Source organism: Streptomyces sp. NPDC007929, assembly GCF_042959065.1.
Taxonomy (GTDB): Bacteria; Actinomycetota; Actinomycetes; order Streptomycetales; family Streptomycetaceae; genus Streptomyces.
Map to the genome: position 1 here is coordinate 663,709 of NZ_JBIBKD010000005.1, position 24,230 is coordinate 687,938.

Genomic DNA, 24,230 nt, shown 5'->3' on the forward strand with positions numbered 1-24,230 from the left:
CTGGGGCAGGGGTGATCAGCAGAGATTGCTTGTGAGGCACGGGGTCTTCGTGGTGCGGGGCGTGCATGGGGCCCTTCGGGTCGGGGTCTGGTCGGAAGTGCTGGTACTGCGGGGATCAGCGGAGCGGATCGCCGGTTGCTGCCTTGAGCTGAGCCTTGAACTCGCGGACGACTCGTCCGACGCCGTCGCTGGAGACGGTGTAGCCGACGGCGCGCAGGGCGTCCTCAACCCGGTCGCGTCCGACGCTGCCGGTCTCCTCATAGATGCGGCGAGCGTGCTTGAGGATGACCTCGTCGGAGGCACGGGCTTTGCCCGCGTCGCGTTTCTTCCGGGCAGCCGCCTTCCGCTCGCGCCTGCCCGACACGTTGCCCGCGCTGTTGCCCGTCGGCGCCGGGCTGTCTTCGGCTTCTGCCCGTGCGGGCAGCCCGGGACCCGGGCGGGCAGGCTGCGGGCGGGCAGCCGTAGGCACCTCGTCGTCACCCGGCTCTGATGGGTGAGGACGGGCAGCGTCCTCTGCCCGCGGCATTGCTTCCAGGCGGTCGGAGCGCGGGTGGCCATACCCGGACTCTCGGGTGGAGGACGAGGCCGGAATCTGCCAGCGCGGCGGCAATGTGATGGCCGCGAGGTCAAGGGCCTGCTTGCGGGTGGCGAGCTTGCGCAGCAGCAGCTCGTCCTGGAGCGGGTCGCCGTCGACGCCGGCCCGCTCCAGCGCCTCGTGCAGGCGTTCCGTCAGGCGTCGTTGCCGTCGCTTGCCGCGCTGGCGGTCGGTCATCGACTCGGCGCGCAGGATCAGGGCGACGGCTTCGCTCAGCGCGCGGTCGCGGATGAGGCGGGCGGCATCGGCGTCCTGGTCGGCGATGCCGAGCCGGGCGAGCAGGCGTTCGCGTGCCTGGCGGACGAGGACGGCGGCCAGGCCGCGTGAGGCGGCGTCGGGGGTGCGGTGGCGCAGCTCGATGCCCATGGCCAGGTGCCACAGCATCGCGGCCATGACCGGGCCGACGAAGGCTCGCACTGTGCCGCCGACCAGCCCGGACTCGGCGTAGGCAGGCAGGATCTGCACGGTGGTGATGACCCAGGTGAGGGTGCCGGGCAGGCCGGGTGCTTGCTTCGGGCCGTTGAGATTCTGCCGGGCCATCAGGGCGGTGGCGAACAGGGCCAGCTCTGCGACGGCGAACATCGCCACGCGCTCGGCGGTGCCGCCCATGTCGAGATAGTCGGCGGCGAACCGCCAGCTGGTGTCCGCGCTGTAGGCGGTGCAGCCGAGAGCGGCCATGGCCGCGACGGGCACCGCAACTGTCCCGCGCCAGCGTTTGCTGCCGGGCGGCCGGCGGCGCTGCTGGCGAATCAGCCATCCGGCGAGCAGGCCCAGCAGCACGAGAGATATGAGGAGCGCCAGGGTTGTCACCGGGGAGGTGACCCAGTCCGGGCGGAATGGCGTGCCGCTGTTCCGGGTGGCCAGGGAAACGAGGGCCAGAGAAGGCAGGAGGGTCTCCAAGGTGTAGAGGAACCGGGGAGGGCCGGACGATCCGGCGGAGCGTTGAGCGGTCCTGCCGCGCGGGCCGGCGCAGGCCAGGCGTGAGCGCGCGGCGCGGCGAGGCAGGTGGGGAGGCCGGTCAGGCTGAGGGCGCGGTGCGGCGTCGTCGGTCGGGGCCTTTGAGGATGACGCGCTCGGTCATCTCGGCGAGGCGGGAGGCGACGCGGTCACCGAGGGCGACGCGTAGCTGCTCCGTCGGGAGGTTGGTGGTGATGAGGGTGGGGAGCATGTGCTCGTACCGGTGATTGATGAGCCGGTAGGTGAGCTCCTCGGTCCACTCGCTGGTCTTGGCCGCACCGAGGTCGTCCAGGAACAGCAGCGGGCAGCGCGCCAGAGTCTGCAGTTCACGTTCGGCGTCATGGCCGGCGCGGGGACGCAGGCGAGCGTGGAAGTCGGCGGTGGTGGTCGCCTCCCAGCGCAGGCGGACGCCACGGGCGAGCAGGGTGCGGATGGCGCCGTACGCCTGGTACGTCTTGCCCGTGCCCGTGGGGCCGGCGATCAGCAGCGACGGGCCTTCGGCGATGCCCGGCCCCCCGGGGCCGGGCCGTCCGGCGCGGGCGATCTCGTCGGCCCAGGCGGTGACCTTCGGGTGGTCGGCCAGGGCTCGGCGGTATCGGGCGGGGATCCTGGCGTCGGCGAGTTCCAGCGCGGTGACGGGCTCGGCGTGCCCTTCCTCGACGGCCGCGCTGGCGAGGTCGATGCCGCGACTGGCAAGGATGCCATTGAGCCGGTCGGCGAGCGGGCCGACCCGGTGGGGCTCGCGGGTGAGGGTGGCGGTCAGAGGTCACCTCCGTAGGCGGCTTCGACATCGGCGGGGTTTGTCCACGCCCTGTGGACAACCGGCGCGGCGGGGGCCGCGTTCATGGCTTCGTGCACGAGGCTCGGCAACGTGCTGGGGTGCAGGCGCTTGGCGCGGTGCAGTCCGAGTCCGGCCCGGATGTGATCGGGGGCTATGCCCTCGTCGAGCAGCTTGCGCACCTGCTGGCCGAGATGGCCCAGGACGTCCTTGGGTGGCCGGTGTGTGCAAGCGGCGGCGTACTCGGCGATGAGCTGGTTGGCCGAGACGGTGCGAGGTGCGGGGGCGCTCGCGCCCCCCGAAGGGGTATCTCCTAGATCCATGATCCTAGGTCCTAGATCCGGACCGTGAGGCGTCACCGCTCCGGCACCGAGTCCTCCCTGCTTCCTCACGGAGGACTCCGTGAAATCGTCCTGACCTGCACGTTCGTCATTCGGAGCGGGATTCACCGAAGGGTTGCGTACTTGCCCGGAGCCCTCACGAAGGGCTCCGGGAGACAGCGGTGCGGGCTCCGTTACGCCAGCCCCCGCAGCCGGCGTGCCGACGCCGGACGCGGGGGCTGGCGTGTCGTGGCGCGGGCAGGCTGGCAGGCGGCTCGCGCTGGGGCGGTTGATCTTCTGATGCTGCCGCCAGGTGACGATGTGCAGGTAGCGCTTGTCATCCGTGCCCTTGTAGCGGCATATCAGCCCGGCGTCGGCGAGCTGGGCGAGGTCCTGCTCGACGGCGGAGGGCGTGTGTTCCGGGCGCAGGACCCACAGTTGCCCGGCGATGATCGCGGCGTGGTCACGGTGGCGGCCCTGGTCGTCAGCCTGGGTGAGCAGGCCGAAGAAGGTGCGCTCGGCGGTCAGGGAGACGGCGGCCAGGGACTCGGAGACGAAGGCTTCGGGCTTGATGGTGCGGATTCGTGCCAAGAGGGGTGGTCCTCACTCGGTGGCCGGTGGGTTGGGTGCCCACGGTTCACCGTCGGTCGGGGGCGGAGACGGGTGTGAAGGGCGGGAATGTACGGCCGTTGACGCGGGAGCGTTGATGACCGCTTGTGCTTTCCGGGGTGTCGTCAACATAGCCACACCCACGGCGCGCAAGTCCAGCCCTATCCGGCGCAATCTCTCACGGCAGAAATGCCGCTGGAAATCGAATCGGCGAGGGCGGTGCGAAAAACGGTAGGGCACGATCGGCGGTTGACCAAATAGTTGCCCCGAGTCCCGAGCCGGAAGGATCACATCCGGAAGCCGTTGACACCCCGCGCGCGGCGAAGCTACAACACAACACCCCACTTCAGAGAGGGTCTCTGGTGTTGGGACCCGTTCGGGGATCCGGTCTTGCGCAGCACCCCGACCGCCTCGCTCACCGATTGAGCGCGGCGCAACATAGCCGACGATCGCCGGTTAACCAAACCGGCGAATGCACGCTACAACTGGAGCCATGGCAGCACGATCTCTGGAAATAGGACCCGCAGGAATGCTGGCGGCTCGCACCATTGAAATCCTCCGCACGGAACGCGGCCTTGGGCAGCGCCAACTCGCCGCGCGATGTACCGCTTTGGGCCGTCCTATGTCCAACACGATGCTGTCCCGCATCGAACTCGCCAAGCGGCGATGCGATATCGACGACCTCGTCGCCATCGCTGAAGCCCTGCAGGTATCGCCCCTCGCCCTCCTCCAGGGCCCGGGCGCCACCTGAGCCGCGCCCACGCATCCCTCCCGCCCTCGCGACCAGGAGCCGCCCCCTTGCACCGACCCACGCCCGCGCCCGTCCCCCACAGGCCGTCCGACGCCCCTCCGCCCCGCCTCTACCGCCCCGAGGAGATCGCCGACACCCTCGGCTGCTCGGCCTGGTGGGTCAAGGACCGCGCGCGACGGCGCCTGATCCCGCACACCCGGGTCGGCCGCGCCTACCGCTTCACCGCCGAGCACCTCGCCGAGATCATCCGCCTCTACGAGGAGCGGCCGGCACAGCCTGCGCAGACAGCCGCCCGGGCGACCGAGCCGCTCTCCGAGCCCGGTACGCAGACCGACTCCGCACAACGTCGCCGCCCCGCCGTGGCGCCGGCGACTCGCCTGCGGGCCCGCCCGCCGCGTCGACAGCAGCAGTACAGCACTGTCGCGTGACCCGATCGCATCTGCCGTGGCCGAGGACAAGAAAGAGGGGAACAGCGGGACTTGGGTTTCGCGGAGAAGCGTGGAAACTACTGGCGCGGCCGGTACAAGGTCGCGCCCGGCAAGCACAACACGGTCGTTGACGAGAACGGCAAGGCGATCAGGTTCGCCACCAAGGGCGAGGCCCAACGGGCAGCGGCCGAGGCCGAGAACAAGTACCGTCGCGGCGACTGGCGCGACCCGGCCCTCGGCCAGGAGACCTTCGGCGAGTACGCGAACCGCTGGTACGAGGCCCAGGACCTGGCCGCCTCCACCATGCAGAACTACAAGCGCCACATCGAGGAGCACCTGCTCCCCGAGTTCGAGGACAAGGCGCTCGCCGGCATCCTGCGCACGGACGTCGACCTGTGGGAGAAGAAGGAGAAGGCCCTCTACGCGGCGTCCAGCGTCAAGACCTGGCGCTCGACGCTCCACCTGATCTTCGAGGACGCGATCGACGAGGGCCTGATCACGTCCAACCCGGCCGCTCGGCGTCGCGGACGGGGTAAGCGCGCCGGCCGCTCCCGAGACCGTGGTCCGGAGAAGGTGGTCACCGACGCGCTCGGCATCCTGCTGACCGCCGAGCGCGCCGCCCTGCTCTCGGGCCGTGACGACGAGTTCGTCGCCGTGGTCCTCAAGGGGTACACCGGCATGCGCTGGGGCGAGATCGTCGGCCTGGAGACCGCGTTCGTCCGCCCTGGAGCCGTCCGTGTCGAGTGGCAGCTGTACGAGCTCGACACGGGGGAGCTGGTGCGCTGCCCGCCCAAGGACGACAGCTACCGCACCATCGACTCGAAGGACTGGCTGTCCGCGCTGGTCGCCAACCACATCGCCCGCACGAAGTCCAAGCCGTGCCCCTGCCACGGCAAGACCTACGTCTTCCGAGGGCAAGGTGCGGCGCGCACGGGCGGCCACCAGGGCGCGAAGCTCGTCGACGTTGCCCGCCGTGCCGGCGTCTCGACCGGCACGGTGTCCAACGTCCTCAACCACCCCGAGCGCGTCACCGAGGCCACGCGAGAGAAGGTCGAGCAGGCCATCGCGGACCTCCGGTTCGTACGGGGCGGCGTCGTGCCGGAGCATGCCGCCCACTGGCGCAGGAACGGTTTCGCAACCTGGCTGTTCACGCCGGCGGTCTCCGGCTGGTACCCGAAAAAGGCGCCGCAGGAGCCACGGCCGGTGCCCTTGCTCGGCGAGCCTTGGCCTGGCGTCCCGGCTCGGGGGCGAGGTGCCAGCGACCGGGCCGACGCCTGCTGGCTCCCGATAGCCAAGGGACTTACGCCCCACGGCCTTCGCCACACCCACCGGACGATGATGGAGGACCTGGGAACCGAGAAGGTGCTCATGGACGAACGCATGGGCCACATCGACGGCTCGGTCTCGGCACGCTACGCCCACGTCACCCCAGGCATGCGCAAGCGTCTCATGCTGGGGCTGACCGAGCAGTGGGAGGCAGCGCTCGACGCACGTTTGGCCATGAGTGCCACGTCACCAGTGCGCGTGCTGAGTGATCTCCTGCGGGCACGCGGAGTGTCACGCGTGCCCGCCAAGTCTTAGCAACAGAGTGCTGTGCCCTCCGGCGACCACTGCCGTATTCCCGATGCCTGCGCGAGGCCGCGTCAACTCCACACGGTCGTCTCACTCCAGCAGTTGCGACGATTGCCAAGTAACGGGGCCAACGGACCTGGCTCAATAGGTACATGGAGATTGGCGAGCACTGGGCATACCGCGCGAGGCCGAAGGAGCTGGGCAGCCCTGTCAGGCGGGTGGAGATCGTTCGGGTGGGCGACCGTGGCAGGTCTGGCTGGGTCCATATCCGGTTCCTGGAAGGGGATGACGCCGGCCTGCAGGAATGGGTCAGCCCCGGCTGCCTCGTAGCACCGTGGTCAGACGTCGACGCGTTCCGCGCGGATGACGAGGCAGAGCTCAGACTGGCTGAGGCGTCACGCCACGTACGGGGCGGTACGGAGTTCGAGGCCGCGCGCTTGATCCTCGGGTTCGTTCGGCCGAAGAACAGGCTGCGCCTCCGCCGAGGGGTGGCGGACGCGGGAGTTCTGGAACTGAGCCGACTCGACGAGACGGCGCCGCTCATCGGCATGGACGCCACCGCGCTCCGCAGTGACCCGATGGTGCACGAGAACCGCGCCGGCATGTGTCTGGCCGGCTGGCTGGTCACCGAGCGCGTCGCCCGTCAGGTAGCGGGCCGCCTCGCCGACGAGATCCTCCCGGAAGTAGACCGCAAGCAGCAGGACATTGCGCAGGAACGCACACGGCCCACCTGGGGACCCTACAGCCGACGGGACGACCGCAAGTTGGACGCGGAGGCGGCCGCCCTGCGAACCGTCCGGGCCTGGTGCGGAGCGGACAAGGCTGACCGCTACGACGAGTTGGTCGCTCTGCGCGCCGAGGTCATCAGGCTCGGCGAGCTGGTGGAGAAGGCGGTCAAGGCCCTACGCGACCGTGGGCACGGCGTCATCGCCTCCACCATTGAGCGCGACCTTGGCGTCCATATCGCCAGCCTTGATCCTGACGTGCGTCGATAGAACCATGCCACGGCTCCGGGTCCGGTTTCGGCGGCTCGGGCCGTGCCGCAGGCTGCTCCCTCTCCGGCCGGTGCGGGTTCCAGCCGCCGAGAAAGGGCCGCAGCTGATCTCCGGTCGGCTCCATGTGGAAGTCGAGAGCGGCCAGGCCCTTGCTGTTCATGGTGGGATCCAGACGGTCGGCCTCCGCCTTCCCCCAAGCCGACCACTCTCGCAGCCTCTCGGCTTCGACGGCGTTGTCCGATGTTGCGGCGGCTTCGTCCAGAGCGACGCAGAACACCCGGATCTCTCCGGCCACCTTCCACTGCTCCAGGGCTGTGCCGAAGTGCTTCGCCCGTGCAGCGTGAACCGCCTTGATCGAGGCGGCACTGACGGCCGACTCCCACTCCCGCCTCTCGCGCTCCTCCCGCTCCGCTTCCAGACGCCGACGCTCCGCCTCCTGCCGCTCCCGCTCCTCGCGCAGGCGCCGCTGCTCCGCCTCCCGTTCCAGCCGAGCCCGCTCCTGCTCCTCCGCGCGCGCCTTCAGCGCCCGGAACACCGAACCGACCTGCTCCTCCAACGGCTTCTTGGCGGTGTCGGCCCATTCCTTCTTCCAGCCGTAGCTGTGGCCGTAGCCGTAGCCCGAGTGCTGGCTGATCAGCAGTTCCAGCTCGCCGGACGGCTCGAACCTGTGCGCCGGCGTCACCCGCTGCCAATCGTACGTACGACGGCCCGGCTGCTTGGGCACGTACCGGACCTGCTTCTGCCGTTCGCGGAAGCCGACCTCGTACGTCCTGCCGTGGACGGTGAGCAGGGGCCTGGGCTGCTTGCGCTTCTTGGACACCGTGATCTCGCCGTGGCGGGCGAGTGCCTGCTCGGCGAGGAGCCGGAGGAGCGAGAGGACTCGGGGCAGGACCTCCTCCGAGATCTCGAAGGCGCTGTGGTCCGCAGTGACAGTGGCGACCACGTCCTCGACATCGCTGATCACCCGGCTGCGCGCCAGCCGGATCCGGTTCCACTCGGTGTCGTCCTCACCCGACACCCTGAGCAGTCCGAGGAAGAAGTCCCCCTTCGCCCGGCCGCTGTACTTCAGGTGGTACCCCTCGGGCGCACACTGCCGGGCTGCGTCGAAAGCCCTGCGGTAGCGGGCTCGCTCCTGGTCGCTGGGGCTGGGGATCCGGAGGAACCGCCCAGCCTGTTGTACCTCCGCGATCAAGGCGGCTCCGATTTCCGCCGGCGACGCCTGTGGGGGCTTGGCGGTGCGTTGCGGCGCCGGCTTCGTCGTGGACGGAGCTGTGTCTTGCTTCTGCGGAACAGGGGTGGGCCGTGTCCGTTGCTCGGAACCCGCCGACCGCTGCTTGCGCGACGCCGGTTCCGGCCGGTCCGGGTGATGGCCGTGTTCCAGGTAGAAGCGCCCCGCGTCAGTGATCTCCGCCTGCCACTTCCCATCCTGCTTGGGCATGGTGATCAGACGCCGCTCCTTCAGCGCGCGGGCGGTGAGGGCGAACTCTGGGCTGTCCGACGTGACGGGGTCGGCTCCGTCCCCGATGCGGGTGAGGAGTGCGAGCTGCCGGTCATTTAACGGAGACCATCGGTGCATGGCGATCGTCGTACCGTCTGTGCTCACCTCACCACAACCCGTATGAGAAGAGTTCATCCCCGGTTTGTGACGAGCTGACGCTGACCAGCCTGGCAGATGGGACGCACACGTAATGGCATTTCATGATTTTACGTGCGCACAGTCTGGAAACGGGCGAAAACTGGGTGCTCCAAGTCGAGGAGAGGAAAGGAGCACCATGCAGAACCGAGCGCTGGGGCTCGTGCCCGAGGAGGGTCGGGACCAGGACTGGGCGCCCGGGAGGATGCGCGCACATGACGCCTGGGCGCTAGAGCTGTCCGTTCTGATGGACACGATGAACGCACGGGCCGTCGCGATCGACCTGGGACAACAAGGCATGCAGGCTGCACTGACCGTCGTCTCGGGGCGGCTCTGCGTGCTGTTGCGGCCCGGTCTGAGCGAGCAGGAGGCGGCGGTCGCCATCAGGTCGCTGCTCGGCCGTTACATCCACCGACCTGCCTCTCTCCTGACTCTTTGGCCGGAGACAGGTGGGCAAGGTGTGGTGGTTAAGGAACCAGACGACGCCTCGGACTGGGGGCAGGGGGACCCGCCAGAGGTGCCGGCTGACGTTCTGCCTCTGTACGAGGCCGGGAACTGGGCACCGAAGGACGGATGGCGGAGCGACGACGAGGTGTGGGAGAACCTGAAGCAGTTCACCGCGGACCACCTCAAGGGCGTCGTGGAGTACATTCCCGAGGACATGTATCCCCTGCCCGACGGGCTGGGCGCAGTTGTCGCCGCCGGGTACGACGGTGAGGGGCTGGCTCATCCGCTGGTGTTCCTCCGCGGCGATCTGCCCGCGGGTCTGCGCGTCGACCTTCTCGGCTTCTCCCTCGCGCTGGCCGTCGGTGCCGATCGCGGCGGTCGGGAACCCGATGAGAACGGCATCTTCTACGTCGGTACGGACGCGGGGCCGGTTGACGGCCCTGGGGCCGCACTTCTCGGAGCTCTGATGGTTCAGCGCTTGGGGCGTCGTCCGGGCGACTGCGACTTCAGGCTTCTCGATCCACCGGAGGAAGCCGGCCGGGGGCAGGAGTCGGCCGCTTGAACCTGAGTCGACTGCGCTCGGAGGTGTCGGGCCTCTGAGGAGCGTCACCAGCGCTCCCTTGGGAGCCGGATTCCGAGGTTGGCTCCCAAACGGCTCCCAAAAGATGCCCAGAAACCACTCAGGGGCCCGACCCGCACTGCGGATCAGGCCCCTGACCTGGTACTACGGCGTCGGGGTGGCGGGATTTGAACCCACGACCTCTTCGTCCCGAATGAGGTTCGATCATGTTAGCCACCTGCTGTGGGTGGTATTTGTGCAGGTCAGCACGTTGGTGGTGGGTGCTCTCGGGTGGTCTCGCGGGGGCTCTGGGAGGAGATCTTCTCCCAGATTTCTCCCAAGCGGCGAGGTGACAGTGTGACGGGCGCTTCAGCACGCCGCGTTACGCAAGTGAATTTGCACGACGCCGTGCGGTGTCAGCGGCCGCGTTGCGCGTGGTGCACCGCCGCCTACGCATCGCTCGCACAGTCCGAGATCGGCTGAACCGTCCTTTCAAGGACCTCGACGCCTCCCTGCTCTGCCAGAGCGAGTTGGCCGAACCCGGGCGTGCACCTTCACATGTGGAGCAAGAATGGCTGCCTGGTGGATCAACAAGGAACAGGGGGCTGAGTTCTGCATGACGAGCCAGGTGGAAGTAGTCGGCCTGAGGATCGCCAAGGCACTGTCGTACGTGTGTGGGCATCGGGGCGAACTCGCCGCGCTGCTCGACGAGGACGCCGCCGCCTTGCGTGCTGTCGAAGCCGCAGTCGGCAGGCCGCCCGCGGACGACGTCTCGCTCACTGCGCTTCTGGACGCCTTGCACGCAGCGGTTCGACGCGCAGGCGACCCGTCGGGGGTGTATGGGGGAACGGGCCGCAGCGCGATGCCGGCCGGTGTTGCTGATTTGGACGTCGTGTACCGGTGCCCCTTGCAACTGTGCATCGGTCGATCCGGTCATGAAGTGGACGACGACGTGCCACGCTGCCAGTTCGCCCCCGCCGAGACGGCGCTGATCCGGGAGAGGCTCCCGTAGTGGGAGTACTCCTCGGCGAACTCGGCAAGAAGCTGGCCGAGCGGTGGCTGACCCTGCTCGTACTGCCAGGCGCGCTGTACTTGGCGGTCGCCGCAGCCGGACACACCCTCGGGCACAGTGCCGCGCTGGACGTTGGCCGACTCATCCACGCGATCTCGGATGCCGCCCGCTCTCCCCAAGTGACCACGGTGGGCGGCCAGGTCGTGCTGCTGGCTGGCGTCCTGGCCGGTGCGGCCGCCGCCGGACTTGCCGCCCAGTCTCTCGGCTCCGTCGTCGAACGTGTCGCCCTGGCCGCCGACTGGGGTGTCTGGCCGTGGCCGTTCGGCGAGCTGGCCGAGTACCGCGTGGCCCGCAGGCAGCATCGCTGGGACGAGGCGCGGGCGGAGTACGAAGCCCTGATGCTTCGGGAACGCGCTCCGCGTCCGGCTGACCGGCCCAAGACCCGGGAGCGTCATCGTGCGGCGCGCAAGTGCGAGCGCATCTCCGTAGAACGGCCTGAACGGCCGACCTGGAGCGGTGACCGAATCCATGCTGCGACGGTCCGGCTGGACCGAGACGCGCACGTCAATCTCCTCATCGTTTGGCCACATCTCTGGATCCTGCTGTCGGAAGAGATACGCGGTGAGATCGGAAGGGGCCGCGCCGCACTGACACGGGCTGCCGTTCTCGGTGGGTGGGCCCTGCTCTATCTGCCTCTGGCCTGGTGGTGGTGGCCCGCGGCGCCGCTCAGCGCCACGCTCCTGACCATTTTGTCACGTCGCCTCCGTACGGCCGCGGACACCTATGCCGCGCTGCTCGAGGCATCCGTGCGCCTTCACCTGACGGACCTGGCGGACAAGCTACGCATCGAGGAACAACCGATGGGACCTTTGCTGGGTGGCGAGGTCATGCGACGGCTGAACAGTCCGGCGCCCGTGTCGGAACCAGTTTTGTGAGCTCCATCGAATGCAAAGGTTCGCCTCGTCGGGCCTGAACGGCGCAGCAACCAGATCTACCGAGGAACGGGAAGTGACAGGGCGATTCATGCAGGGTCGTGAGCAGGACTTCGCAAGGGAAGACGAACTGGAGAAGCGGATTGCTGTAGTGGGCTTACGGCTGGAACGGATGGCCCGCGAACAAGACCTTGCTGTGGTGCTGGAGCCGGAAGCATTGGTCGAGGCACGCCAACTTGCCGCGATACTCCGAAACGACGAGTCCGACCTGGAAGGTCATTACGTCCTCGGCTGGTTGCACGCTTTCAGGTACCGGGCACTTCCCGAAGAGGCTGGGCAACGGGACAGAGAGCAGGCCGTCGCCAAGTTCACGCCTTGCTTCCTGTTCGGTGCCGGTGAGGAGGAATTGCCGGACGAACTGCTTCCAGACGTGGCCCAGCGCGCGCTCGCCTTCGTCTGGAGGATCCAGCAAGGGATGAACCCTTCGCCGGACCCGGCGCTGCGCGCAAGAGTGACGGATCTCCTGCGGCGCATCGCAGGAGCTATTCCACGTGGAGCAAGTGAGCACGCGGAAACGCTGTCCAATCTTTCTGTCATCCTGAAATCCCACTTCGACGCCGGTGGCGAACCAGCGAATCTGGACGCGGCGATCGACGCTGCCCAGGGCGCAGTGGAAAGCACGGCAACAGGGCATCCGAACCAGCCGGTCATGCTGTCCAACTTGTCAGGTGTGCTGATGGAGCGCTTCACCCATACAGGTGCGGCGGCGGACCTGGACGATGCGATCGCGACCGGCCGATTGGCAGTCCAAGCTTCCGTGGGCTCCCCTGCCGGCAGGGCTGGCGGGCTAAACAACCTGGGTACAGCGCTGAAGACCAGGTTTACCAAGGAAGGCATCCTGTCGGACCTGGACGCGGCGATCGAAGCCTTCCAGGAAGCGTCAGACCTCTGTACCGAGGACCACGAAAAGGCAGGAGTTCTTCACAATCTGGGGACCGCCTGGCACGGCCGATATGAAAGCACCGGCGTGCTGGCGGATCTGGACAACGCGATCGAGTGCTGCCAGGCCGCAGTCGAGGCGGCTCCCGAGGAACATCCTGCGCGCTCCATGTTCCTGTCTGGGCTCGGCACCGTCACGCTGACTCGATTCCAGCGCACCGGTGAAACAGCGTATTTGGACCGATCTGTCATTGCGTTCCGGGAAGCTCTGGAGATGCTCCCGCCGGGGCACCGGGCTCGTGGGCTTCGTCTCTCCGGCCTGGGGCAAGCTCTCCTGGCGCGATACCGCCTTGGTGGCGACAGATCCGACCTCGATACGGCAATAGAAATGAACCGCGCTGCCTCCCGGGAAGTCACCCCGCACCAGACCGAGTTCAACGCGGTTCTCAACAACCTGGCCATCTCCCTCGGGCAGCGTTTCGAATGCACTGGTGATATGGCCGACCTGGGCGAGGCGATCAGTGCCAGTCGCGCTTCCGCTCAGGCCACCGCGGACGGTCACGTCGACCGGCCGACCCGTCTGTCCAACGTCGGTCTGATGCTGTGGACTCGGTTCAAGCACACCGGGGCATTATCGGACCTGGATGCCGCGATCGAGTTCGCGCACAAAGCTGTGAATACGGCGCCCCGTGAGCACTCCGCCTTGTCGGCGATGCTGTCCAATCTCGGCACAGTGTTGTTGCAACGTTACGAACGGAACGGGGACCTTCGAGACCTCGACGAGGTGATCCGAAGAAACCGCGAGGTCCTCGGCATTGTGGATGCAAGCAGTCCTGACCGCCCTCGCTTCCTTGCGAATCTGTGCACCGCCCTGTACGCCCGTTTCCAGCGCACTGGAGGCTTTGAGGACCTGGACGGCGCGGTCGCGGCGGGACATGATGCGACCGCCACCGTTCCGTCCCACCATCCTGAGCGCCCGAGGTACTTGTCCTTGCTGGGAGGTGCGCTGACCGCCAGGTCCGAGAAGACCGGGTCTGTAGTGGATCTGGATGACGCGGTGGTTGCGTGCCAGACCGCGCTCGACATCTCGCCTGCGGAGCATCCGGAGCGCGCCGACTACCTGTTCCAGCTCGGTACGGCCCTGCATCGTCGGTATCAGCGGACTCACTCGCGACACGACTTCGATCGCGCCGTGGCCGTCCACATGGAAGGCGCCCGAGCCGACGGGGCCAGGCCCTCGATTCGGATTCGGGCCGCTCACGCAGCGGCCTCAATGACCGGACAGCAGGATCCTGATCTCGCAGCCGATCTCCTGGCAGGTGCCATACACCTGCTGCCCGAAGTGGCAGACCGCCGGCTGAGCCGCGGTGACCAGCAGCACGCCATGGGCAAGTGGTCCGGGCTGGCTGGAGACGCTGCGGCACTGGCTCTTGCTTCTCACGAAGGCACACCCGCTGATCGGGCAGTGTGGGCACTGCAGTTGATCGAGGTGGGCCGCGGCGTCCTCCACAGCCAGGCGCTGGACATGCGGAGTGATCTCGCAGAGCTTCGCGAGTGCCATCCCGACCTGGCCCATCGCTTCGAGGTACTTCGGGACGAGCTCGACCGGCCGATGGAAATGGCCTCCCCCACGGAGCCCGAGGGGCAAGCCAGCGCCGCCGTACGTGCGGTCGATGCCGAGGAGCAACGACGCAGCCGCGCCGACCAACTTCAGGCCACGCTGGACAGCATCCGAACGCAGGACGGATTCGCCAGCTTCGCTCGTCCCCCCGCCGTCAGTGAGCTCCTGGCACAAGCCACCTCCGGCCCAGTGGTGAGCTTCAACGTCAGCCACTACCGCAGCGACGCACTGCTGTTGACGTCCGATGGAATCGAGTCCCTGAACCTGCCCGACCTCACGTACGACCTCGTCATCGACCAGATACAGACCTTCCACAGGGCCCTGGAAACCGTTGCGGATCCGCGCACATCACCCCTCACTCGAAAAGAGGCGCAATCGACGCTTCACGCTGTCTTGGAGTGGCTGTGGGACGCGGCGGCCGAACCGGTCTTGCGTAGCCTCGGTTTCACCGGTGAGCCCTCTCCCGGAGAGCCGTGGCCCCGCGTCTGGTGGGCACCTGGTGGGCTCCTCTCACTGCTACCCCTGCACGCTGCCGGCCGTCACTCCGAGCCGCCCCGGGCGGGCTTGAGAGACAGGGAACCGCCGACAGTCATGGACCGTGTCGTCTCCTCGTACACCACCACTATCCGCGCACTGCACCACGCGCGCCGTCACCTCACCTCCGCGCCGGCTGTGAGCCGATCACTGATCGTGGCCATGCCCACAACCCCGGGCGTCCAAGGCCGCCTGGACCACGTCTCGGAAGAAGCCGCACTGCTGTGCGGCCTGCTGCCTGAGCCGACGCTCCTTATGGAGCCGGATGCAGGGGCTGAAGACGGCATGACCGTCCCCGGGCCGGAGACACGACCGACCAAGGCTCGGGTCCTGAAGACCCTCTCCGATTGTGGGATCGTTCATTTCGCGTGCCACGGTGCCCACGACCCCGACGACCCCTCCCAGAGCCTGTTGCTTCTGCACGACCACGAACGTGATCCGCTCACGGTGGCGAGCCTTGCAGAAATGAGGATGGACTCGGCCCAACTGGCCTACCTGTCAGCGTGCCGAACAGCGTTCATGGAATCCGTGGAGCTGATCGACGAGGCCATCCATCTCACATCGGCCTTTCAGCTCGCGGGTTTTCCCCACGTCATCGGCACCCTCTGGGAGATAAACGACGAGGTGGCCTCGCATATGGCAGCTGATTTCTATGCTGAGCTCGGCGGGGACACCGACCAGCATGGTGGCCTCGACACGGATGCAGCAGCCCATGCTCTGCACCACACCGCGCGCAAGGTCCGTGATCGTTATCCCAAGTCCCCCTACCTCTGGGCGGCCCACCTGCACGCCGGGATCTGAAAGCGGGCGGTGCCGCGGTTGCTGAGCCGTGGCACCGACGTGCACATCGCTGCCGATGCCGCGAGCACCTTGGCCCACGACTGGACGTGCGTGCGCGGTGATCGGGGGTTCGTGACACGGATCTTCCGAGACAGACACGTAAAGACTTTCCCAGGCTATGGCCCACACTGCGGTGGTCGGGGCCCGGCCAGGCGGAGGTCCGAAAGGACTTGGTGAGCCAGTTCGAAGGGCTGGTTGCGGGGTCCGTGGGGTACGGAGGCGGCGGATTCGAAGCTGCGTTGTGCTGCGAGAGCTCTGGGCCCGACGAGGCCAGCGAGCCGGTGGTGCCGCCACAGGGGAGTGGGCCGGCGGGCGTCGACCACGATGAGGTCGGGCCGACGCCAGATGACCAGAGCCCAGGCTCCCCCGCCGGAGTCCGGGCCCGAGCCGGCCCAGGCTCCGACCAGGGGTGCGTCTTCGGCGGCGCCGACTGCTTCGAGTGCCACCAGTGCGGGGTTGCTGAAGCGGCCGGTGACGTGGAGGAGCAGCTTCCCGTGGCGGTGTACGTCGCGTCCCTTCTCGGTGAGGGACCATACGGCATCGGCGAGGGGATCGTCCTGGACGACATCCGACGCGACATCGAGCACGGCGGCCTGGTCGACGGCAGGGCCGAAGGCTGTGTCGAGCAGCGCCGTGTATTCCGTGACGTACGCGGAATCCACTGCGGGAAGCAGGTGGCCGACTGCCTGGGAAGCCTCGTTGAAGGCGAGCGTCTCAGGGGTGATCTCGTAGCGTGGGGCGTGGCTTCGGAGCACGGCGAGGGCGACTGCGGCGAGGCTGCCGACCTGGGGCTCGATCCGCTCAGGGAGATCGTTCCGGTCCAGTGCGCGGACGGCGCGGGAGAGCAGTGGTAGCCAGTCTGTGTTTGCCGGAGGCCAGGCGCCTGCCGCGAGGGTCCACAGGGTCAGCCGGACGACGAGCATGCGTTCCGGAGGACCCAGGTGGGGAGCGAGGGCGACGAGGCGTTCCACCCAGCGGCGGTATCTGCGGCGGACTTCCTGGCCGGCCTGCCGAAGATCGGGCAGGGCGGCAGCGCCCGCTTCGGCACCGGCTGTCTCGAGATCGTGCTCCGCTGCCACGGCCTCGGCGTCGTCCTCGTCGAGGGCGGCTTCTATGTCGTCGGTGAACCGCTCGTCCCAGGAGACGGGCAGCAGGTCCTGAAAGGGCGTGCCGGTGTCGGTGGGCAGGGGGAGCCCCAGTGCGAAGCGCGTGAGCGGGTGTCCAACGCGCCCGGCGCACTCGTCCAGATAACGCTCCCAGCCGTCCTCGTCGCCGTCCAGCGGGGTCTTCGCGGCCGTACCGCCAGTGCTGCCGCTCGCCGATACGCCTGCTGGGGTGGAGGTCAGTCCCGTACGGAGGGTTTCCAGGTCGCCCAGGAACCGTTCGGCGAGCCGGGGGTCCGCGAACAGGTCGGGTGGCCGTGTCGTGGGGGCCTGGGACTGGGCCGGGGTCATTCGGCGCAGCGCGCGGTCAGGGTCGACGACGAACACGATGTTGCCGAAGCTCGGTACACCGTCGCTGCCGACGACTACAAGGCGCACACGGCTGCCAGCATCCGCCGGAGCCGTCACAGTCTGAGTGGCCTGGCCGGCAGGGACGTCGGCGATGCGCTCCCATGCCTCCGGCGGTGCTGCCGCCTGAGATAACTCCAGATGAGCGGTGTCGGAGAGGGGCCGGGCCATGCTGATCTCCAGGCCGTCCGATGCGCGTATGGCGCCGAGCAACAGCGGTCCAGTGCCGGCGGTGGGGCGGGGGAGGGGCGCGGCCGTGCGCAGCCGGGCGGCGGGCTCCTCGGTGCCGACAGGAAGGAGGGTGGAGGTGATGGGGGTGATGACGCCGAGTTCGCAGTTGCCGCCCTCACCCTGGGAAAGCAACAGGGCTGCGGCGGAAAGGTTCGGGCTGCCGGTCAGGGCCCACCGCTGCCCGCCGGAGGCCCACTCGACGAGCTTCCCGTGGCGGTACCGCTGGTCGTTGTCGCTGATGACGCGTCCGTCGTATTCCTTCACCAGGGCGGCGACCGACGGGCCGTCGAGATCGCTGAGTCCGGGCTGGTAGGCGAGGGTGAACCGGCTCGGACGGAAGCGCTCGAGCAGCTGCCGCAGTGCCATGGAGCGCTGGTCGTAGAAGGGCGCGAACACGGCCAGTTCGTCGACGGGCCCGTGCGGCAGCTGATCGATGATGGGTGAACGCAGGCTGCTGACGACGCGGACCTGTGGCTCCGTGGGTGTCCTGTCGCGGTGGAGCCGGTCCAGTAGCGCTGCGACCCGACCCAGTGCCTGTGGCACACCGGCGGAGAACCTCACCCTTTCCGGCAGGTCGCGCAACCATGCCGCGAGGTCCGGTATCGCGGTGGGACTCTGGTCGCCATCCACCCGAAGTACCGTCCACAGCTCGGCGTTGGCCTGCCAGCCTGCCAGGGTGGTGTTGCCGGAGCCGAGGGCGATGGTGGCGCGCTCCTGTCCGGCCAGAACCATCAGCTTGGGGTGGAACGCGGCACCGTGGGCGTACGCCAGACCGGCGAGGTAGCTGCGACCGGCCCGCCGGACGGACCGGGGATCATTCCGGGCCATGCAGACATCTCCCGCCACGGTGACGCGTGCGCCGGTGGCCTGGGTGACGCCGAGGGCGATCTCCTCGAAGAAGCCGAGATCGGCGGTGAAGCTGAGGAAGAGCGCTTCTTCCAGGCCGTGTCCGCTGGTGCGCTCCTCGTCGAGGATGAGGGTCAGCGGTGAGGCGAACGCGGTCGGTGGCTCCACTCCAGGCGCCGGTGCGGTCTCATTCAACGAGAGCCCTCCCGATACTGGTCAACGACCAGTGCTGGTCGTGGTAGTGCAGTACGCCGCAGGTGGCCAGCACGGTCCCGAGCTGGTCCAGCCGCAGACCGACGTCACCGCGCCCTTCCTGGCTGGTCCGGTACAGCAGCCCGCCGCGCTCGTGCAGCCGGGTCGGCAGCCACAGCGTGCCGTCGGTGCGTCGGCGGGCCTTGGCCAGCGCGATCCGCTGCGACCGCGCCACCAGGTCGTAGGTGAGTCGGCGGGCGACGTCGCGCAATTTCATGGGCCGGGCTTCGTCAAGCCGCCTTTGGACCCATTCCGGGCCGAGCTCGACACCGCGCTGGCCGAGGAACGCGTCCCGGACCCGACCGGTGAGTTCGTCCACTCGACGGGCGCCAGCGGCGAGCACCCGCAGCTCGGCGAGGGGCAAGGGATCACCCGCCCACCGCAGGTCGTGCTCGGCGGGCAACGGCGCTCCGGTCGTGCTCTGCGTCGCAGGAAGGGAGGACAGGAAGGCGTCCACCGTCATGTCGGGCAACTCCGCGGCGAAGCGGTCGGCCACTTCCTCGATCGGTAGCAGCCCATCGACCTGCTCCACTAGCCAGGACCACAGACGGCGCCACGCTCCGACGGAGTAGTTCCGCAGCACCACTCCGCGCCAGGCACCAGCCGCGTCGATGCCGCTGGTCACGGCATCGGTGGTCAGGAAGTCACCGAACGCGAGCACATGGCCGACGTCGCGGGTGAAGCGGCGGACGGGATGTGTAGCGACCACACGAGCCAGAAGCTGAATCGTCTGTCGACGTGTCGCCGAGCGGGAGCCTGCCTCGGCCGGCGCACCGGGCTCGCACATCAGGTTCGCCAGCCAAGCCCCGTCAGCTTGCCCGCCGCCCACGCACACGCACAGCCGGTCGCCGAAAGAGGCGAGATCGTCCACGTTCAGTGTGTCCTCGGCGGCCAGCTCGAGCAGCCCGCCCAGTCCGGCTCGTAGTGCCGTCGTCTCGAGCCGCGGTCCAGGAACCGGCATGGGGCCTGTGCCGAGGACGCCGAGCGTGACCTCGGATCCGGCGTACGGTCCCCAGAACCCCCACGAGTTGCGTACATACCCGTCCTTGCCCGGGATCTCGGCCTCGGACATGGTGACCGTCCCAGCGTGCAGCCGCCGGGCCAGGGCATCGACCCCGTGAGCACGCGGCAGCCACTCCAGGGTCTGCGGATGATGCGCGAACGACACGGCGGCTAACGCCACTTCCGCGCGGCGCAGCAGAGTTTGGGCGGCCGGGACCGTCAGGTCTTCCGCATCGGCTTGCGCAGCGATCAGCCCGTGCAGTGCGTAGTAACGCGCGTGCGGAGTCACCGCGGTCACCCCGGGCACCAGGTGATCGACCATGCGCATCACATGCCGCTCCACCGAGAGCGGATAACGGCCCGCGGCGACGTCCAACCCAGGACGGCTCCAGCCCGGTCCGTCCACGAGCTCCGGTGCCTGTCCCTTCCCACCGACGGCGACCATGCGCTCAACCATCGGACCGAGAGGATCCGAACGCCGTCGGCCGGGGGGTGTGCCGCGCAGCGAGCACTCTGCGGCAAGACGGTCCTCCCGCCCATGTGGGCGAGATAGCTGCTGAGGAATGGAGCTGCCTCGCTCCGGCTGCACCGCGGCTGCGCTCGACCATTTCCCGCTGCCACCCCCTCAATGCTGTTCAGTCGGGAAACTGATCCGTCATTCTGGCGCATCTCCGCCGGGGCCAGCGGCACTTCGGATACGAATCACGCAGCCGGACGAAACAGGTCCATGGGCTGTGACGCTGCAACCGCGGACGGCCGTTCTGCGTGAATAGTCCTGATCGTCATCGGCTCTCGGCCGCGGGAGCGCCTGGTGGAGTGAGGGAGTGGAATGCGGTCATGAGTCTGATAACCGCCATTATCAAAAGAAGGCGCACTCACGTCTCCTGGATCGGCGTATCGTCTTGTGGCGGTCAGGCGTGAATCCGCTGCAAGCGGAGCCGTGACGTGAGACAGAGCCCGGCCCAACGGCCGAAGCGGCTGATGAGACGATAGATGAGCGGGGGAGGGGGATGCGCACCGTGGTCACTGGTCCGCCGGACCCGGCGCTCCGCCCCCCAGCGCCGCTGCCCCTCCTGGTGTCGATGTCCGATATTGCGACTTTCGCCCGGGTGAAGCGCCCTGTCGTGTCCACCTGGCGCCGGCGCTACCCGGACTTCCCCGCTGCCGTGTCCGAGAACTCGGGACGGCCGCTGTTCGACGGCGCACAGGTGACCGACTGGCTGATCGCCTCCGGCCTGGGCAACGCCGCCCCGACGGAGCTCCGATCCGAGCTGGCCCTCTTCGGCATCATCGCGCTGCGTGACCGCTTCACGCCGTGGCAGCTGGTTGAGACGCTCGGCAGCCTGTTGTGCCTGCGTCGGCTCGACGGCCGGCCACTGGCCGACGACGGCGCGAACGCTTCCCCGCCCGAAGCGGACGAGGCCCTCTGGTCTGCGTTGCTGCGCCGAGCCGAACGAATCGACGTCGAGGACGATTTCGTACTCCGCGAGCTGCGCTCCATCGATGCCACGGCGGCCCCGCTCGCCCGCCTCGCCGAGGACCTGGTCGAGTCCGCCTACGACGAGCGCGGCGCGTACGAGTGGCTGCTCGCTGCCCGCTCCCGGCTCGGACTGGACTCCCTCGCCGCAGACACGGTCACCCCGGAGCTGCGGAGCCTGCTCACTCAGCTCACCGACCTCCGCGTCCGCCTTGAGCAAGGCGAGTCCCTCACCCTCGCCGACCCACACGCCCGCGCCGGCGACCTGCTCGCCGCGCTCCTCGACGCCACGGAGGACCGCGACCGCGTCACCGTCCTCGCCGCCGACCCCGACGAGCGGCTCACCCGCATCACCCGCCGCCGCCTCCTGCTGGCGGGCGTCAGCGAACTCGACCTGGACGTGCAGACCGGCACCGATCTAGAGGAACGCTTCGCGGACCCGGACCTCGTCGTCACCCAGCTCCCGTACCGCCCCGGCGAGGACCGCTCGGTACTCGCCGCCCTGACGGAGCTGGAACGCGTCGCCTACCTCCTCCGCCCCGGCTGCACGGCCCTCGTCCTCGGACCCGCCGACGCGCTCGTCGACGAACTGAAGAGCACCGAGGCCGCCCAGCTCCGCTCGGCCCTCCTGCGCGAGAACATCGTCGAGTCGGTCATCGCGCTTCCCGGCGGGGTCCTGCCCTTCCGCCCCGGCTACCGTCCCGCACTGTGGACGCTCACGCGCGGTCCCGTCCCGGCGGCGGAGGGCAAGGTCTTACTGGCCGACATCAGCTCGGAACAGCTCACGCCGGGCGTGAGCATGCGGCTCGCCGAGGACGTCCTCCTCTGGCGCGCGGAAGGCTTCCGAACGCTCGACGGCCATGACCCGCGCTACGGCCGTGTCGTCGCCGTCGCCGACCTGGACCGGGCCTTCGGCGGTCCGCTGACCCCGCCTTCGCCGCCGGCCTCTGCGATCTGGTCTGACAAGGTCACCGAACGCCCCGCCCTGATCGCCGAGGCCGAGGCACGCCTGGCGCGCGCGGCGGCGGACATCCGCGCGTACGAGGACGAGCGGGGCCCCTACCGAGGGGCCGTACAGCGCAGGGTCGGCCGCCTGCCCAGGCGCACCACCCTCGGCAAACTGATCACCGTACGCAGGGTGACCCGGCTCCCCGGCCACCGCATCGAGGACAAGCACCTCACTCAGGACGGCCACCACGCCGTCCTGGGCCCCGAGGAGATCACTGGCGAACGAACCGTGGGCGGGCGCCGCATCGACCGCATGCTGCTGGCGATGGAGTACGAACGGGCGGCGCTCACCGAGCCCGGTGACGTCGTCTACACCCTCGCGCCCCGCCTCGGCATGTACGTCGACCACGACGGCTTCTCGGTCGTCGCGTTCCCGGCCCGTGTCCTCCGGGTCAACGCCGACGCCACCCGCCCGCTCACCCCCCGGGTCCTGGCGGCTCTGCTCGGCGCGGCCCGTGGCACGGCCCGCAGCCCGAGCGCCGTACGCCCCGCCCGCCGTATCGAGGACTACCAGCTCCCTGACCTCGACCCAGACGAGGTCCTGCGCTTCGACGCCCTCCTGGCCGAGACTGAACGGCGGGAACGCCTGCTGCGCGCCCAGTCCGACGCCCTCGCCGAGGCCCGCCGTCTGACGATCGCGGGCCTGGCCGACGGCACCCTCACCCTCGGCGAACCCCGAACCATCAACCGCACGTGACCCATCCATAACCCATCCACCGACGAGTCGGAAGAAGGAACGATGCCTCCCCGCAAGCGAGCCGCGGCAGCCGCCGGACAGGGCGAACTGCTCAGTGTCTCCAGCTCCAAGGAGATCCAGGACATCCTGTGGAGGGCCGCGGACAAGCTCCGCGGCTCCATGGATGCCGCCCAGTACAAGGAGTTCGTGCTCGGCCTAGTCTTCCTGAAGTACGTCTCCGACGCCTTCGCCGAACGCCGCGAGGAACTGGCTGCCGACCCTGAGCTGGCTCAAATCCCGGAGCACCGCCGCGCGGCCTTCCTTGAGGACAAGGACGAGTACACAGAGAAGAACGTGTTCTGGGTGCCACCGACGGCCCGCTGGGACTACATCTCGGAGAACGCGGCCAGCGCGGAGGGCGGGGTCGGCAAACTCCTCGACGCGGCCATGGACGAGGTGATGAAGGCCAACAAGACCCTCACCGGTGTCCTCCCGAAGATCTTCAACCGCGACAACGTCGACCAGAAGCGCCTGAAGGAACTCGTCGATCTCATCAGCGACGCGCGCTTCACGGGCCACGGCGACCGCCCCGCGCAGGACGTACTGGGCGAGACGTACGAGTACTTTTTGGAGAAGTTCGCCCGTGCCGAGGGCAAGCGGGCCGGCGAGTTCTACACGCCGGCTAGCGTGGTCCGTCTCATCGTCGAGGTGCTGGAGCCGTACGAGGGGCGGGTGTACGACCCGGCGTGCGGCTCGGGCGGCATGTTCGTGCAGAGCGGCAAGTTCGTCGCGCGGCGGCGCGGCAAGGACCACACGCACGACATCGCGGTGTACGGCCAGGAGGCCAACGAGCGCACGTGGCGCCTGGCCAAGATGAACCTCGCTATCCACGGCATGGACCCGAAGGGAGTCGGCGACCGCTGGGCGGACACGTTCGCGGACGACAAGTTGCCTGATCTGAAGGCCGACTTCGTGATGGCAAACCCGCCCTTCAACATGTCCGACTGGGCGAGGAAGTCGGACGACAGGCGATGGCGGTACGGCACCCCGCCCCAGTCCAACGCTAACTACGCCTGGCTCCAGCACATCGTGTCCAAGCTGGGGGACCGGGGCAGCGCGGGCGTGGTCCTGTCCAACGGCTCGATGTCGTCGAAGCAGTCGGGTGAGGGCGAGATCCGTGCGGCGATGGTCGAGGCGGACCTGGTCTCCTGCATGATCGCCCTGCCTGGCAACCTGTTCCGTACGACGACGATCCCGGCGTGCCTGTGGTTCCTGACGAGGGACAAGTCCCCGCAGGGCGCGAAGGCGCTAGCGGACCGGCGGAGCCGGGTTCTGTTCATCGACGCCCGCGAGATGGGCACGATGATCGACCGCACGGAACGGATCCTCACGGAGGAGGACCTGGAGAAGATCTCCGACACGTATCACGCGTGGCGGGGCACGAAGTCGGCTAAGGACAAGGGACTTTCGTACGAGGACGTGCCGGGGTACTGCTACAGCGCGACTCTGGAGGAGATCGAGAAGCACGACTACGTGCTGACACCGGGGCGGTACGTGGGGGCAGCGGAGGTTGTGGAGGACCCGGACGCGGAGCCGGTGGAGGAGCGGATCGTTCGGCTGGCGAAGGAGTTGTTCGAGCAGTTGGATGAGTCGGCTCGGTTGGATGTAGTGGTGCGGGAGCAGTTGGGGAGGATCGGTGGCTGAA

16 protein-coding genes are annotated in these 24,230 nt (G+C 68.5%); 10 read left to right on the forward strand and 6 right to left on the reverse strand.

Features of this window, described 5'->3' with window-relative positions:
* Positions 1 to 115 precede the first annotated feature (115 nt).
* From ACFZDE_RS20435 to ACFZDE_RS20445, 3 genes are all read right to left on the reverse strand, one after another.
* Complete coding sequence (locus tag ACFZDE_RS20435) at positions 116 to 1,405, reverse strand: hypothetical protein (RefSeq protein ID WP_391201413.1); 1,290 nt, start codon at positions 1,403 to 1,405, stop codon at positions 116 to 118.
* Positions 1,406 to 1,613: 208 nt separating this feature from the next.
* Positions 1,614 to 2,315 (reverse strand): ATP-binding protein, encoded by a 702-nt coding sequence (locus ACFZDE_RS20440; protein ID WP_079007754.1) that lies wholly within the window; start codon positions 2,313 to 2,315, stop codon positions 1,614 to 1,616.
* On the reverse strand, positions 2,312 to 3,241 hold the full coding sequence (locus tag ACFZDE_RS20445; RefSeq protein ID WP_391201270.1) for a hypothetical protein: 930 nt from the start codon (positions 3,239 to 3,241) through the stop codon (positions 2,312 to 2,314). Before ACFZDE_RS20445 ends, ACFZDE_RS20440 begins: the two co-directional genes overlap by 4 nt.
* A gap of 511 nt (positions 3,242 to 3,752) precedes the next feature.
* Here ACFZDE_RS20445 and ACFZDE_RS20450 point away from each other — a divergent pair.
* The 4 genes from ACFZDE_RS20450 (at position 3,753) to ACFZDE_RS20465 (ending at position 7,005) form a co-directional block, all read left to right on the forward strand.
* Entirely contained in the window at positions 3,753 to 4,010 is a 258-nt protein-coding gene (locus tag ACFZDE_RS20450; protein WP_087774237.1) for a helix-turn-helix domain-containing protein, read from the forward strand.
* A 47-nt stretch (positions 4,011 to 4,057) separates the two neighbouring features.
* Complete coding sequence (locus ACFZDE_RS20455; RefSeq protein WP_053212832.1) at positions 4,058 to 4,438, forward strand: helix-turn-helix domain-containing protein; 381 nt, start codon at positions 4,058 to 4,060, stop codon at positions 4,436 to 4,438.
* A 51-nt stretch (positions 4,439 to 4,489) separates the two neighbouring features.
* The gene (locus tag ACFZDE_RS20460; RefSeq protein WP_391201273.1) at positions 4,490 to 6,019 is read left to right on the forward strand and encodes a LacI family DNA-binding transcriptional regulator; all 1,530 of its coding nucleotides are present in this window, start codon (positions 4,490 to 4,492) and stop codon (positions 6,017 to 6,019) included.
* Between the two features lie 143 nt (positions 6,020 to 6,162).
* Positions 6,163 to 7,005, forward strand: coding sequence for a PE-PGRS family protein (locus ACFZDE_RS20465; RefSeq protein WP_391201274.1), 843 nt, complete (start codon positions 6,163 to 6,165; stop codon positions 7,003 to 7,005).
* On the opposite strand, the gene ACFZDE_RS20470 is transcribed toward ACFZDE_RS20465, so the two are convergent.
* Positions 6,935 to 8,581: a PE-PGRS family protein gene (locus tag ACFZDE_RS20470; protein ID WP_391201276.1), complete on the reverse strand. Its 1,647-nt coding sequence runs from the start codon at positions 8,579 to 8,581 to the stop codon at positions 6,935 to 6,937. The genes ACFZDE_RS20465 and ACFZDE_RS20470 overlap by 71 nt on opposite strands.
* A 196-nt stretch (positions 8,582 to 8,777) precedes the next feature.
* On the opposite strand from ACFZDE_RS20470, the gene ACFZDE_RS20475 reads away from it, so the two are divergent.
* The 4 genes from ACFZDE_RS20475 to ACFZDE_RS20490 all read left to right on the forward strand — a co-directional run bounded on the left by ACFZDE_RS20475 (position 8,778) and on the right by ACFZDE_RS20490 (position 15,483).
* A complete protein-coding gene (locus ACFZDE_RS20475; protein ID WP_391201278.1) occupies positions 8,778 to 9,647 on the forward strand; it encodes a hypothetical protein in 870 nt (289 codons plus the stop codon).
* A gap of 568 nt (positions 9,648 to 10,215) precedes the next feature.
* Complete coding sequence (locus tag ACFZDE_RS20480; RefSeq protein WP_391201280.1) at positions 10,216 to 10,656, forward strand: hypothetical protein; 441 nt, start codon at positions 10,216 to 10,218, stop codon at positions 10,654 to 10,656.
* Positions 10,656 to 11,591: a hypothetical protein gene (locus ACFZDE_RS20485; RefSeq protein ID WP_391201282.1), complete on the forward strand. Its 936-nt coding sequence runs from the start codon at positions 10,656 to 10,658 to the stop codon at positions 11,589 to 11,591. The genes ACFZDE_RS20480 and ACFZDE_RS20485 overlap by 1 nt, the downstream gene beginning before the upstream one ends.
* Before the next feature lie 73 nt (positions 11,592 to 11,664).
* Positions 11,665 to 15,483: a CHAT domain-containing protein gene (locus ACFZDE_RS20490; protein ID WP_391201284.1), complete on the forward strand. Its 3,819-nt coding sequence runs from the start codon at positions 11,665 to 11,667 to the stop codon at positions 15,481 to 15,483.
* 155 nt (positions 15,484 to 15,638) lie between these two features.
* On the opposite strand, the gene ACFZDE_RS20495 is transcribed toward ACFZDE_RS20490, so the two are convergent.
* Positions 15,639 to 18,305 (reverse strand): hypothetical protein, encoded by a 2,667-nt coding sequence (locus ACFZDE_RS20495; RefSeq protein ID WP_391201286.1) that lies wholly within the window; start codon positions 18,303 to 18,305, stop codon positions 15,639 to 15,641.
* A complete protein-coding gene (locus tag ACFZDE_RS20500; protein WP_391201288.1) occupies positions 18,298 to 19,821 on the reverse strand; it encodes a hypothetical protein in 1,524 nt (507 codons plus the stop codon). The genes ACFZDE_RS20495 and ACFZDE_RS20500 overlap by 8 nt, the downstream gene beginning before the upstream one ends.
* A 667-nt stretch (positions 19,822 to 20,488) precedes the next feature.
* On the opposite strand from ACFZDE_RS20500, the gene ACFZDE_RS20505 reads away from it, so the two are divergent.
* Positions 20,489 to 22,546, forward strand: coding sequence for a hypothetical protein (locus ACFZDE_RS20505; protein ID WP_391201290.1), 2,058 nt, complete (start codon positions 20,489 to 20,491; stop codon positions 22,544 to 22,546).
* A 42-nt stretch (positions 22,547 to 22,588) separates the two neighbouring features.
* Complete coding sequence (locus tag ACFZDE_RS20510; protein WP_391201292.1) at positions 22,589 to 24,229, forward strand: N-6 DNA methylase; 1,641 nt, start codon at positions 22,589 to 22,591, stop codon at positions 24,227 to 24,229.
* Position 24,230: the final 1 nt, after the last annotated feature.

Bases quoted from the DNA above. Each gene is read 5' to 3' on its own strand.
- ACFZDE_RS20500 (WP_391201288.1), bottom strand. From the start codon at position 19,821: ATGGTTGAGCGCATGGTCGCCGTCGGTGGGAAGGGACAGGCACCGGAG.
- ACFZDE_RS20480 (WP_391201280.1), top strand. From the start codon at position 10,216: ATGGCTGCCTGGTGGATCAACAAGGAACAGGGGGCTGAGTTCTGCATG.
- ACFZDE_RS20510 (WP_391201292.1), top strand. From the start codon at position 22,589: ATGCCTCCCCGCAAGCGAGCCGCGGCAGCCGCCGGACAGGGCGAACTG.
- ACFZDE_RS20470 (WP_391201276.1), bottom strand. From the start codon at position 8,581: ATGCACCGATGGTCTCCGTTAAATGACCGGCAGCTCGCACTCCTCACC.
- ACFZDE_RS20465 (WP_391201274.1), top strand. From the start codon at position 6,163: ATGGAGATTGGCGAGCACTGGGCATACCGCGCGAGGCCGAAGGAGCTG.
- ACFZDE_RS20475 (WP_391201278.1), top strand. From the start codon at position 8,778: ATGCAGAACCGAGCGCTGGGGCTCGTGCCCGAGGAGGGTCGGGACCAG.
- ACFZDE_RS20450 (WP_087774237.1), top strand. From the start codon at position 3,753: ATGGCAGCACGATCTCTGGAAATAGGACCCGCAGGAATGCTGGCGGCT.